The organism is Pseudomonas sp. W2-17 (assembly GCF_041060445.1).
Classification (GTDB): domain Bacteria; phylum Pseudomonadota; class Gammaproteobacteria; order Pseudomonadales; family Pseudomonadaceae; genus Aquipseudomonas.
This window is the reverse complement of record NZ_JAUFNS010000001.1, coordinates 25,301-38,228: the sequence shown is the minus strand read 5'-3', so window position 1 is coordinate 38,228 and position 12,928 is coordinate 25,301. Positions and strand designations below refer to the sequence as shown.

Genomic DNA, 12,928 nt, shown 5'->3' with positions numbered 1-12,928 from the left:
CACAGGATTCGAGTGACAACCCATGCCAAAACGTACAGACATTAAAAGCATCCTGATTCTTGGTGCTGGCCCGATCGTGATCGGCCAGGCCTGCGAATTCGACTACTCCGGCGCCCAGGCCTGCAAGGCCCTGCGCGAAGAGGGTTACCGCGTCATTCTGGTCAACTCGAACCCGGCGACCATCATGACCGACCCGGCCATGGCGGACGCGACTTACATCGAGCCGATCAAATGGGCGACCGTCGCCAAGATCATCGAAAAAGAACGCCCTGATGCGCTGCTGCCAACCATGGGCGGCCAGACCGCACTGAACTGCGCACTGGATCTGGAGCGCGAAGGCGTTCTGGAGAAGTTCGGCGTTGAAATGATCGGCGCCAATGCCGACACCATCGACAAGGCAGAAGACCGCTCGCGTTTCGACAAGGCCATGAAATCCATCGGCCTGGCGTGCCCGCGTTCCGGTATCGCCCATAGCATGGAAGAGGCCAATGCGGTCCTCGAAAAGCTGGGCTTCCCCTGCATCATTCGTCCGTCCTTTACCATGGGCGGCACCGGTGGTGGCATAGCGTACAACCGTGAAGAGTTCGAAGAAATCTGCGCCCGCGGTCTCGACCTGTCGCCGACCAAAGAGTTGCTGATCGACGAGTCGCTGATCGGTTGGAAAGAATACGAAATGGAAGTTGTCCGCGACAAAAAGGACAACTGCATCATCGTCTGCTCCATCGAAAACTTCGACCCGATGGGTGTCCACACCGGCGACTCCATCACGGTCGCGCCGGCGCAGACCCTGACCGACAAGGAATACCAGATTCTGCGTAATGCCTCGCTGGCGGTCCTGCGCGAGATCGGCGTCGAAACAGGCGGCTCGAACGTTCAGTTCGGTATCTGCCCGGACACCGGCCGCATGGTCGTGATCGAGATGAACCCACGGGTCTCTCGCTCTTCTGCGCTGGCATCCAAGGCCACCGGCTTCCCGATCGCGCGAGTGGCAGCCAAGCTGGCTGTCGGCTACACGCTGGACGAATTGCAGAACGAAATCACCGGCGGCAAGACCCCGGCGTCGTTCGAGCCATCGATCGACTACGTCGTCACCAAGCTGCCACGGTTTGCCTTCGAGAAATTCCCTAAAGCCGACGCCCGCCTGACCACTCAGATGAAGTCGGTTGGCGAAGTCATGGCCATCGGCCGGACCTTCCAGGAATCCCTGCAGAAAGCCCTGCGCGGCCTTGAAGTGGGTGTCAGCGGTCTCGATCCGAAGCTGGACCTGAGCAATCCGGAAAGCATGAGCATTCTCAAGCGCGAGCTGACGGTTCCGGGTGCCGAGCGCATTTGGTACGTCGCCGACGCTTTCCGTGCCGGCATGACAGTTGAACAAATTTTCGGCATGAACATGATCGATCCTTGGTTCCTGGTGCAGATCGAAGATCTGATCAAGGACGAAGAGAAGGTCAAGACCCTCGGTCTTTCGGCAATTGATCGCGACCTGATGTATCGCCTCAAGCGCAAGGGCTTCTCCGATGCTCGCCTGGCCAAGCTGGTCGGTGTGACCGAGAAAAACCTGCGCACGCACCGTCACAAGCTGGACGTGCTGCCGGTCTACAAGCGCGTCGACACCTGCGCTGCCGAGTTCGCGACCGACACCGCGTACATGTACTCCACGTACGAGGAAGAGTGCGAAGCCAACCCGACGAATCGCGACAAGATCATGATTCTGGGTGGCGGTCCGAACCGCATTGGCCAAGGCATCGAGTTCGACTACTGCTGTGTGCACGCTGCGCTGGCGCTGCGTGAAGACGGGTACGAGACCATCATGGTCAACTGCAACCCGGAAACCGTATCGACCGATTACGACACCTCCGACCGTCTGTACTTCGAGCCGGTGACCCTGGAAGACGTGCTGGAAATCGTCCGCGTCGAGAAGCCGAAAGGCGTAATCGTCCAGTACGGCGGCCAGACTCCGTTGAAACTGGCGCGCGCCCTTGAAGCCGCAGGCGTGCCGATCATCGGCACCAGCCCGGACGCCATTGACCGTGCAGAAGACCGCGAGCGCTTCCAGCAAATGGTCGAGCGACTGAACCTGCGTCAGCCGCCAAACGCTACCGTGCGTAGCGAGGACGAAGCCATCCGTGCTGCTGCAAAGATCGGCTACCCGCTGGTGGTCCGTCCGTCCTACGTACTGGGCGGCCGTGCGATGGAGATCGTCTACGAAGAAGACGAGCTCAAGCGCTACCTGCGTGAAGCGGTTCAAGTGTCCAACGACAGCCCGGTGCTGCTGGACCACTTCCTCAACTGCGCCATCGAGATGGACGTCGATGCGGTCTGCGACGGTACCGACGTGGTAATCGGCGCGATCATGCAGCACATCGAACAAGCCGGCGTTCACTCGGGTGACTCGGCATGCTCGCTGCCACCGTATTCGCTGCCTGCGCACATCCAGGACGAAATGCGTGAGCAGGTCAAGAAAATGGCCCTTGAGCTCGGCGTTGTCGGTTTGATGAACGTGCAGCTGGCATTGCAGGGTGAAGATATCTACGTCATCGAAGTGAACCCGCGCGCATCGCGTACGGTGCCGTTCGTTTCGAAGTGCATCGGTGTCTCGCTGGCAATGATTGCGGCTCGCGTCATGGCCGGCAAAACCCTGAAAGAACTCGGCTTCACCAAAGAGATCATCCCGAACTTCTTCAGCGTGAAAGAGGCGGTGTTCCCATTTGCCAAATTCCCGGGTGTTGACCCGATCCTCGGCCCGGAGATGAAGTCGACCGGCGAAGTCATGGGTGTCGGTGACACCTTCGGCGAAGCTTTCGCGAAAGCCCAGATGGGCGCCAGCGAAGTGCTGCCAACCGGCGGCACGGCCTTCATCAGCGTGCGTGACGACGACAAGCCGCTGGTGGCCGGTGTTGCACGCAGCTTGATCGAGCTGGGCTTCGACATCGTTGCAACCGCCGGCACTGCACGCCTGATCGAAGAGGCCGGGCTGAAAGTGCGCCGCGTCAACAAGGTGACCGAGGGCCGTCCGCACGTGGTCGACATGATCAAGAATGACGAAGTCACGCTTATCATCAACACCACCGAAGGCCGCCAGTCGATCGCGGATTCCTACTCCATTCGCCGCAATGCCCTGCAGCACAAGATTTACTGCACCACGACCATCGCTGCGGGCGAGGCTATCTGTGAAGCGCTGAAGTTCGGCCCTGAAAAAACCGTGCGCCGCTTGCAGGATCTACACGCAGGACTCAAAGCATGATCAAGTACCCAATGACCGTTCAGGGCGCTCGCGCCCTGGAAGAAGAACACGCACACCTGACCAAGGTGGTTCGTCCCAAGCTCAGCCAGGACATCGGGACTGCGCGTGAGCTGGGCGATCTCAAGGAAAACGCCGAATACCATGCCGCCCGCGAACAGCAGGGCATGGTCGAAGCGCGTATTCGCGACATCGAAGGCCGAATCCAGAATCAGGTGATCATCGACGTCACTACGATCCCTCACACCGGCAAAGTGATCTTCGGCACCACTGTCGAAATCGCGAACGTTGAGACGGACGAGCGCGTCACCTACCACATCGTGGGTGAGGACGAAGCTGACTTCAAATTGGGCAAGATCTCGGTGGGTTCGCCGCTTGCTCGCGCGTTGATTGGCAAGGAAGAAGGCGATGTCGTCGCTGTGAAAACACCGAGCGGTGTTATCGAGTACGAAATCGTGGAAGTGCGTCACGTTTGATGATCGGCACCCGCTTTGCGCGGGTGGTGATTCAGCCAGCGGGTTCGAAGGTCATTGACTGACCTTTCGAGCCGGCGGTCGCCTGTCCGGTCTGACCGAGTCTGCGCTCATCTTTCCAGGTGAGCGCCGAGTCGGAAGGTCAGCGCTTATTCGCCCTGACCCGACAGGATCAGTTGAAGCGGTGGACGTTGGAAAGCTGCTTGTTTACCTTCGGGTTCTTGCGGTAAATCAGCGCCATTTTGCCGATCACCTGCACCAGATCGGCCTTGCCGACTTTGCACAGTTCAGCGATGGCTGCCAGGCGGCTCTCGCGGTCGAGGATGTTGAGTTTGATCTTGATCAACTCGTGATCGCCCAACGCGCGCTCCAGTTCGGCCAACACACCTTCAGTCAGACCATTGTCCGCCACCATCAACACCGGTTTCAGATGGTGACCAATGGATTTGTATTGTTTCTTCTGCTCTTGAGTGAGCGGCATAATCTGACCTCTGCGTCTGATCTTGTAAAAAGCGGCGGCCAGTTTACCCGAGCGAGTCCGGGACCGCCCGGTTAATCGCGACTCGTCCTAATTTTTTGAGGTGCTCCGTGGCACGTTCCAAAACCAGCCATAACTGGCTTAAAGAACACTTCGACGACAAGTACGTCAAAATGGCGCAGCGGGACGGTTACCGTTCCCGCGCCAGTTACAAGCTTCTCGAGATCCAGGAGAAGGACAAGATCATCCGTCCAGGCATGACGGTGATCGACCTGGGTGCAGCGCCTGGTGGCTGGTCGCAGGTGACCAGTCGTCTGATTGGTGGTCAGGGCCGTTTGATCGCATCGGACATCCTGGAAATGGACAGCATCCCCGACGTGACCTTCATCCAGGGAGATTTTACTCAGGACGCAGTGCTCGCCCAGATCCTCGAAGCTGTTGGTAATACGCAGGTCGACCTTGTGATTTCCGATATGGCCCCCAATATGAGTGGATTGAGCGCAGTGGACATGCCGCGCGCAATGTTCCTTTGTGAGCTGGCGCTGGATCTGGCCGGCCGCGTGCTGCGTCCTGGTGGCGATTTCCTGATCAAGGTCTTCCAGGGTGAGGGCTTTGATGTGTACCACAAGGACATCCGCAAGCTGTTCGACAAGGTGCAGATGCGCAAGCCTTTGTCGTCGCGGGACCGGTCCAGGGAGCAATATTTGTTGGGTCGCGGGTTTCGCGGCATAGAGGGATCGGCGAGCGATGAGCGCCTTTGATCAAGCGATAGCTTTTTTCAAATAGCTTAATCAAGGGAGCGTAACCAACATCGCGTAGTCAAAGTTTCACAAAGGGTTACAGACGCCGCCTGCCACGCCTGTAGGATCTGTAGTACGTTAGGCCGGTAAATATCATGCGAGGCACGCTCCAGCGTGGAGCTTGCTTCAGAGGGTAGCTAATTGAACGATATGGCAAAGAATTTGATCCTGTGGTTGATCATCGCGGCGGTTCTCGTGACCGTGATGAACAACTTCTCCAGTCCTAACGAGCCGCAGACCCTCAACTATTCCGAATTCATCCAGCAGGTGAAGGACGGCAAGGTCGAGAAAGTTGCCGTTGACGGTTACGTCATCACCGGCAAGCGCAGCGATGGCGACGCCTTCAAGACCATCCGACCGGCTATCCAGGATAACGGCCTTATCGGTGATCTCGTCGACAACAACGTCGTGATCGAAGGCAAGCAACCAGAGCAGCAAAGCATCTGGACTCAGCTTCTGGTCGCCAGCTTCCCCATCCTCGTGATCATTGCCGTCTTTATGTTCTTCATGCGCCAGATGCAAGGAGGCGCAGGTGGCAAGGGCGGCCCGATGAGCTTTGGTAAAAGCAAAGCGCGTCTGCTGTCCGAAGATCAGGTGAAAACGACCCTGGCCGACGTTGCCGGTTGCGATGAAGCCAAAGAGGAAGTAGGCGAGCTCGTCGAGTTCCTCCGCGATCCGGGCAAGTTCCAGCGCTTGGGTGGTCGTATTCCTCGCGGCGTGCTGATGGTAGGTCCTCCAGGTACCGGTAAAACCCTGTTGGCGAAGGCCATCGCGGGTGAAGCCAAGGTGCCGTTTTTCACGATTTCCGGTTCCGACTTCGTCGAAATGTTCGTCGGTGTTGGTGCAAGCCGTGTCCGTGACATGTTTGAGCAGGCCAAGAAGCATGCGCCTTGCATCATCTTCATCGACGAGATCGATGCGGTAGGCCGCCACCGTGGTGCCGGCATGGGCGGCGGTCATGATGAGCGTGAGCAGACGCTCAACCAGTTGCTGGTTGAGATGGACGGCTTTGAAATGAACGACGGCATCATCGTGATTGCCGCTACTAACCGGCCAGACGTCCTCGACCCTGCGCTGCTGCGTCCGGGCCGTTTCGACCGTCAGGTGGTCGTGGGCTTGCCCGACATCCGCGGTCGTGAACAGATTCTCAAAGTACACATGCGCAAAGTGCCAATGGGTGACGACGTTCAGCCAGGGGTGATTGCTCGTGGTACGCCGGGCTTCTCGGGTGCTGATCTTGCAAACCTTGTCAACGAGGCTTCGCTGTTCGCCGCTCGCACCGGTAAGCGCATCGTCGAGATGAAAGAATTCGAATTGGCGAAAGACAAGATCATGATGGGCGCAGAGCGCAAATCGATGGTCATGTCCGACAAAGAGAAGCGCAACACTGCTTATCACGAGGCTGGTCATGCAATCGTTGGCCGCGTTGTGCCAGAGCATGATCCTGTTTACAAAGTATCGATCATCCCGCGCGGTCGTGCGTTGGGTGTCACCATGTTCCTTCCTGAGGAAGATCGCTACAGCCTGTCCAAGCGTGCATTGATCAGTCAGATCTGCTCGCTGTACGGCGGTCGAATTGCGGAAGAAATGACGTTGGGCTTCGATGGCGTGACCACCGGCGCCTCTAACGACATCATGCGGGCCAGCCAGATCGCTCGAAACATGGTCACCAAGTGGGGCCTGTCCGAGAAGCTGGGTCCGTTGATGTATTCGGATGAAGACGAAGGCGGGTACCTCGGTCGTGGCGGTGGTGGGCAAAGCTCCAGCCTGTCAGGTGACACAGCACGTCTCATCGACTCCGAAGTGCGCAGCATCATCGACCAGTGCTACGGCACGGCCAGACAGATTCTCACGGATAATCGTGACAAGCTGGAAGCGATGGCCGACGCGCTGATGAAGTACGAGACCATCGACGCCGAGCAAATCGATGACATCATGGCAGGCCGCACACCACGCGAGCCTCGCGATTGGGAAGGCGGTTCCGGAGATTCCGGCACCCCGATCGCACCTGTAGGTCCGCGTCCGGAATCGCCAATTGGCGGCCCAGCTGCTGAACACTAAGGTCTGACATGACTTCTGCGCTTCACCCGACCCGGTTGCCTTGCGGCAACCGGGTTCTTGATTTGTCCCGCACGCACGTGATGGGGATCCTCAATATCACTCCCGATTCGTTCTCGGACGGCGGACGCTTTGCGCAGCGCGACCTGGCGCTGCGTCATGCCGAGGCGATGACGCTGGCGGGTGCGACCTTGATCGATGTAGGGGGCGAGTCAACGCGCCCCGGTGCGCGATCTGTTTCTCCCGTTGAAGAGCTGGAGCGTGTGGCGCCTGTCGTCGAGGCGATCAGCGCCGAGCTGGACGTGATCATTTCGGTAGATACCTCCACGCCGGCCGTCATTCGTGAGACTGCGCGCCTGGGGGCAGGGCTCATCAACGATGTTCGCTCGCTGCGTCGTGACGGCGCACTGGACGCCGCTGTGGCGACGGGTTTGCCAGTCTGCCTCATGCATATGCGCGGCGAGCCAACGGACATGCAGGATGATCCCCACTACGCTGACCTGGTCGGTGAGGTCAGTGCCTTCTTGCGCGAGCGCCTGGAACAGTGCGTCGCGGCGGGAATTCCGGCCGAGATGATCATCCTCGATCCAGGATTCGGCTTTGCCAAGACCCTCGAGCACAACCTGAGCCTGTTCAAGCACATGGAAGCACTTCATGCGCTGGGCCGTCCGCTGCTGGTGGGTGTCTCTCGCAAGAGCATGATTGGCAAGGTGCTCGACAAGCCTGTTGATCAGCGTCTGCATGGCGCCCTCGCGCTTGCCGCCATGGCCATGGTCAAAGGCGCAAAAATTCTACGTGTGCACGACGTCTCGGAGACGGTTGACGTAGTGCGTATGATTGCTGCTGTTGAATCAGCAAAATAAGAAATCTGGAGCACCCATGACCACTAAAAAATACTTCGGTACCGACGGTATCCGCGGACGTGTAGGCCAATTCCCTATCACCCCTGATTTCATGCTGAAGTTGGGATGGGCAGCAGGGATGGCGTTCCGGAAAATGGGCGCGTGCCGGATCCTGGTTGGCAAGGACACACGCATTTCGGGCTACATGTTCGAGTCGGCGCTTGAAGCCGGGTTATCCGCTGCGGGTGCGGACGTGATGCTGCTCGGCCCGATGCCGACACCTGCGATTGCCTACCTGACGCGTACGTTTCATGCCGAGGCGGGCATCGTGATCAGCGCGTCGCACAATCCGCACTACGATAACGGCATCAAGTTTTTCTCCGGGCAGGGCACCAAGCTGCCTGATGAGATCGAACTGATGATCGAGGAGCTGCTCGATTCACCGATGACCGTCGAGGATTCCGAAAAGCTCGGCAAGGTGTCGCGAATCAACGACGCGGCGGGCCGTTACATCGAATTCTGTAAAAGCAGCGTTCCCACCAGTACTGATTTTGACGGGTTGAAGCTCGTTGTCGATTGCGCTCATGGTGCTACGTACAAAGTGGCGCCAAACGTGTTCCGTGAGCTTGGCGCCGAGGTAACCGTGCTGTCGGCGGCCCCCAACGGGCTCAACATCAATGACAACTGCGGCTCCACCCATATGGGAGCGCTGCAGGCCGCCGTTGTTGAGCATGGCGCTGACCTGGGCATCGGTTTTGATGGCGACGGCGACCGTGTGCTGATGGTCGACCACACTGGCGCGATCGTCGATGGTGATGAACTGCTTTACATCATTGCGCGAGACCTTCAAGAGCGCGGCCAGTTGCAGGGAGGTGTCGTCGGCACCCTGATGAGCAACCTTGGACTGGAGCTGGCACTTGCGGATCTAAACATCCCGTTCGTGCGCGCCAATGTCGGCGACCGTTATGTCATCGCCGAGCTGCTGGAGCGCGACTGGCAAGTGGGCGGCGAGAACTCGGGCCATGTCGTGTGCTTCCGTCACACCACAACCGGGGATGCGATCATCGCCGCCTTGCAGGTGCTGTTGTCGATGAAGCGTACCGGCATGAGCCTCGCGCAATCGCGTTCAGGTTTGAAGAAATGCCCTCAGGTATTGGTCAACGTGCGCTTCGAGGGTGGAGGCGTTGACCCGGTCAAACATCCCGCCGTTATTGAAGCGTGTGATCGCGTGACCGCCGCCATGGGCGGGCGTGGACGTGTGCTTCTGCGCAAGTCCGGTACCGAGCCGCTTGTGCGGGTGATGGTCGAGGGCGAGGACGAAATCCTGGTTCGCGGGTATGCCGATGAACTGGCAAAACTGGTTGCTGAAGTTTGCGCCTGATTTCGGCTTGCCAGTGTTGAAACTGTTGGGTAACATCTGCGCCCACTTTGACCGACGAGGTACAGCATGCGTCGCCCTATGGTAGCTGGTAACTGGAAGATGCACGGTACCCGCGCCAGCGTCGCTGAGCTGATCGAGGGTCTTGCAAATCTCGCCCTTCCGGGTGGCGTAGATGTGGCGGTCTTCCCGCCTAGTCTGCACGTGAGTCTTGTGGTTGATTGCCTGGAAGGGCAGTCGATCTCTGTCGGTGCGCAGAATTGCGCTCATCAGGCAGGGCAGGGCGCGTTGACTGGAGAGGTGTCGTCGACTCAGTTGGCGGATGCAGGTTGCAAGTTTGTGCTGGTCGGGCACTCTGAGCGTCGCCAGATAATGGGCGAGAGCAATGAAGTGCTTAATCGCAAGTTCGAGGCCGCCCAGGCGGCAGGTCTGACGCCGATACTGTGTATCGGTGAGACGCTCGAGGAGCGAGAAGCCGGCAAGACCCTTGAAGTTGTCGGGCAGCAGCTTGGCAGCATCATCGAAGAACTTGGCGTCGGCGCTTTCGTTAATGCGGTAATTGCTTATGAGCCAGTCTGGGCCATTGGCACCGGATTGACTGCCTCGCCGGAACAGGCGCAGGAAGTGCACGCAGCGATTCGTGCGCAGTTGATGAAAGAGAATTCTGAAGTCGCACAAGGTGTGCGTCTTCTATATGGCGGCAGCGTGAAGGCGGCCAATGCGGTCGAACTGTTCGGCATGCCGGATATCGATGGAGGCCTCATTGGTGGCGCCTCCCTGAATGCAGATGAGTTCGGTGCGATCATTCGCGCCGCGGGAAACTGAAAAAATGCTGGAAACAGTCGTAGTCGTTCTTCATCTGCTGGGTGCTCTGGGCGTTGTTGCTCTGGTTTTGCTGCAGCAGGGTAAAGGTGCCGACGCTGGCGCATCATTTGGAGCAGGTGCATCAAATACTGTGTTCGGTGGACAAGGTTCCTCTACCTTTCTCAGTAAACTTACTGCTATACTTGCCGCCTGTTTCTTCATGACTAGCTTAGGGTTAGGTTACTTTGCTAAAGAGAAAGCTCACCAGCTGACTCAAGTAGGTTTGCCAAATCCAGCGGTACTGGAAGTGAAGCAAAAGCCGGCAGCAGATGATGTTCCGGTTCTGGAAGGGCAACAGAAACCAGCTGCAGTACCTGCTGATGTTCCTGCCACTCCAGAGCAGAAGTAACACCGGTTTCGCAGCTGTTTTTTGGGGCTGCAAAAGAGTTGTAATGCCGAGGTGGTGGAATTGGTAGACACGCAACCTTGAGGTGGTTGTGCCCATAGGGTGTAGGGGTTCGAGTCCCCTTCTCGGTACCAATTAACAAGAAAGCCCGCAGTAGCGGGCTTTCTTGTAGGTGGATGTGTCGGATTGACCCAAATTTGGATCGGTCGTATACTTCCGCCCCAGCTTTGTCGCGGGGTGGAGCAGTCTGGTAGCTCGTCGGGCTCATAACCCGAAGGTCGTTGGTTCAAATCCAGCCCCCGCAACCAGTTTTAGCGGAGCCCCTTTTCAGGGGCTTTTTGTTAGCTGGACACTTTATGACGCCGCTTTTCGCAGGCGTTTTCATGATTGGGCTTCTGCCCATTTTTTATTTGCAGCATGCACGAGGGGGTTCAGGTGTCGAGCAAGCTAGAAGAGTTGCAGGCCTTGTTGGCCCCGGTGGTCGTGGCCCTAGGCTATGAATGCTGGGGTATCGAGTATTCGTCTCAAGGGCGTCACTCGATGTTGCGCGTCTATATCGATAAAGAAGGCGGCGTGTTGGTGGACGATTGCGCGATCGTCAGCCGTCAGATCAGCGGTATTCTGGATGTAGAAGATCCGATCAGCTCCGAATATACGCTCGAAGTTTCCTCTCCAGGCATGGAGCGCCCACTGTTTACCATTGAGCAGTTTGCGGAATTTGTCGGGGCACAAGTGAAGATAAAGCTGCGTTCGCCGTTTGAAGGTCGACGCAACTTTCAAGGCCTTCTCCGCGGGGTGGAGGAGCAGGACGTCGTGGTCCAGGTTGAAGAACACGAGTTTCTGTTGCCGATCGATCTGATCGACAAAGCCAACATTATTCCCACGTTTGACTAAGACGTGCCAGATACAGCGGATCCCGCGGATCCAATGGCTTGCGAAAGGCGAGGCGTACGATGAGCAAAGAAGTACTGCTGGTTGTTGAATCGGTATCCAATGAAAAAGGCGTACCGGCCGATGTGATTTTTGAAGCGCTTGAAATAGCTCTGGCTACGGCCACCAAAAAGCGTTTTGAAGACGAAGTAGACCTGCGTGTCGAGATCAATCGTCAAACAGGTGCCTATGAGACTTTCCGTCGCTGGACCGTCGTCGAAGAAGACGACCTCGACGACCCGGCCATCGAGACATGGCCTAGCAAAGTTGCCCTGACCCACCCGGGCGCCAACGTTGGCGACGTAGTGGAAGAAAAGATCGATTCCATCGAGTTCGGCCGCATCGCTGCGCAGACTGCCAAGCAAGTCATTGTGCAGAAAGTTCGCGAAGCCGAGCGAGCTCAAGTCGTGGACGCCTACCGTGAGCGTCTGGGCGAAATCATTTCCGGCACTGTTAAAAAAGTTACACGTGACAATGTCATCGTCGACCTTGGCAACAATGCCGAAGCTCTGCTGGCGCGTGAAGACATCATTTCGCGGGAGACTTTCCGCGTGGGTGTCCGCGTTCGTGCATTGCTCAAAGAGATCCGCACCGAAAACCGTGGCCCTCAGCTGATTCTGTCGCGTACCGCGCCGGAAATGCTGATCGAGCTGTTCCGGATTGAAGTTCCGGAAATCGCCGAAGGACTCATCGAGGTGATGGCTGCCTCTCGTGATCCTGGTTCGCGTGCAAAGATCGCAGTTCGCTCCAAGGACAAACGCATTGACCCGCAAGGCGCGTGCATCGGCATGCGTGGTTCGCGCGTGCAGGCTGTTTCCGGCGAGTTGGGCGGCGAGCGTGTGGATATCGTGCTTTGGGACGATAACCCGGCGCAGTTCGTCATCAACGCCATGTCGCCTGCCGAAGTGGCAGCGATCATCGTTGATGAAGATGCCCACGCCATGGACATCGCTGTAGGCGCAGATAACCTCGCCCAGGCGATTGGCCGCGGTGGCCAGAACGTGCGGTTGGCCAGTCAGTTGACTGGCTGGACCCTTAACGTGATGACCGAATCGGACATCCAGGCCAAGCAGCAAGCGGAAACCGGTGACATCCTGCGCAACTTTATCGACGAGCTGGAAGTCGATGAGGATCTCGCTCAGGTTCTGGTAGACGAAGGCTTCACCAGCCTGGAAGAGATTGCCTACGTACCGTTGGAAGAAATGCTCAACATCGACGGCTTTGACGAAGACACCGTCAACGAGCTTCGCGCTCGTGCCAAGGATCGTTTGTTGACTAAAGCCATCGCTACTGAGGAAAAGCTGGCAGACGCCCATCCGGCCGAAGACCTGCTCTCGCTTGAGGGTATGGACAAGGATTTGGCGATGGAACTGGCGGTGCGCGGCGTAATTACCCGCGAAGACCTGGCCGAGCAGTCTATTGACGATCTGCTCGACATCGACGGCATTGACGATGATCGTGCCGGCAAGTTGATCATGGCCGCCCGAGCCCATTGGTTCGAGTAAGTAGATGCGGCCT

11 protein-coding genes and 2 tRNA genes are annotated in these 12,928 nt (G+C 57.8%); 12 read left to right on the top strand and 1 reads right to left on the bottom strand.

Going from position 1 to position 12,928, the window contains the following annotated elements; translation table 11 throughout:
• Window positions 1-22 precede the first annotated feature (22 nt).
• Window positions 23-3,244, top strand: coding sequence for a carbamoyl-phosphate synthase large subunit (gene carB / locus QWI20_RS00175; RefSeq protein WP_369303600.1), 3,222 nt, complete (start codon window positions 23-25; stop codon window positions 3,242-3,244).
• The gene (gene greA / locus QWI20_RS00170; RefSeq protein WP_122535420.1) at window positions 3,241-3,717 is read left to right on the top strand and encodes a transcription elongation factor GreA; all 477 of its coding nucleotides are present in this window, start codon (window positions 3,241-3,243) and stop codon (window positions 3,715-3,717) included. The genes carB and greA overlap by 4 nt, the downstream gene beginning before the upstream one ends.
• A 169-nt stretch (window positions 3,718-3,886) precedes the next feature.
• Here greA and QWI20_RS00165 read toward each other — a convergent pair whose 3' ends face one another.
• Entirely contained in the window at window positions 3,887-4,195 is a 309-nt protein-coding gene (locus tag QWI20_RS00165) for a YhbY family RNA-binding protein (RefSeq protein WP_074888472.1), read from the bottom strand.
• A gap of 107 nt (window positions 4,196-4,302) precedes the next feature.
• Between QWI20_RS00165 and rlmE the strand changes: the two genes are divergently transcribed.
• The 10 genes from rlmE to nusA all read left to right on the top strand — a co-directional run bounded on the left by rlmE (window position 4,303) and on the right by nusA (window position 12,915).
• A complete protein-coding gene (gene rlmE, locus QWI20_RS00160) occupies window positions 4,303-4,953 on the top strand; it encodes a 23S rRNA (uridine(2552)-2'-O)-methyltransferase RlmE (protein ID WP_369303599.1) in 651 nt (216 codons plus the stop codon).
• Window positions 4,954-5,142: 189 nt separating this feature from the next.
• Window positions 5,143-7,053 carry an ATP-dependent zinc metalloprotease FtsH gene (ftsH, locus tag QWI20_RS00155; protein ID WP_369303596.1) on the top strand — a complete coding sequence of 637 codons (1,911 nt, stop codon included), beginning with the start codon at window positions 5,143-5,145 and terminating at the stop codon, window positions 7,051-7,053.
• An 8-nt stretch (window positions 7,054-7,061) separates the two neighbouring features.
• Window positions 7,062-7,913, top strand: a complete 852-nt coding sequence (folP, locus tag QWI20_RS00150) for a dihydropteroate synthase (RefSeq protein ID WP_369303594.1) — start codon at window positions 7,062-7,064, stop codon at window positions 7,911-7,913.
• A gap of 16 nt (window positions 7,914-7,929) precedes the next feature.
• Window positions 7,930-9,273: a phosphoglucosamine mutase gene (glmM, locus tag QWI20_RS00145; RefSeq protein ID WP_369303592.1), complete on the top strand. Its 1,344-nt coding sequence runs from the start codon at window positions 7,930-7,932 to the stop codon at window positions 9,271-9,273.
• Window positions 9,274-9,339: 66 nt separating this feature from the next.
• Window positions 9,340-10,095, top strand: coding sequence for a triose-phosphate isomerase (gene tpiA, locus QWI20_RS00140; protein ID WP_369303590.1), 756 nt, complete (start codon window positions 9,340-9,342; stop codon window positions 10,093-10,095).
• Between the two features lie 4 nt (window positions 10,096-10,099).
• Entirely contained in the window at window positions 10,100-10,483 is a 384-nt protein-coding gene (secG, locus tag QWI20_RS00135) for a preprotein translocase subunit SecG (protein ID WP_074888489.1), read from the top strand.
• Window positions 10,484-10,528: 45 nt separating this feature from the next.
• Window positions 10,529-10,614: transfer RNA gene (locus QWI20_RS00130), tRNA-Leu, on the top strand.
• A gap of 97 nt (window positions 10,615-10,711) precedes the next feature.
• Window positions 10,712-10,788, top strand: a tRNA-Met gene (locus QWI20_RS00125).
• A gap of 127 nt (window positions 10,789-10,915) precedes the next feature.
• Entirely contained in the window at window positions 10,916-11,374 is a 459-nt protein-coding gene (gene rimP, locus QWI20_RS00120; protein WP_369303588.1) for a ribosome maturation factor RimP, read from the top strand.
• A gap of 59 nt (window positions 11,375-11,433) precedes the next feature.
• Window positions 11,434-12,915 carry a transcription termination factor NusA gene (gene nusA, locus QWI20_RS00115; protein WP_065987602.1) on the top strand — a complete coding sequence of 494 codons (1,482 nt, stop codon included), beginning with the start codon at window positions 11,434-11,436 and terminating at the stop codon, window positions 12,913-12,915.
• Window positions 12,916-12,928 lie beyond the last annotated feature (13 nt).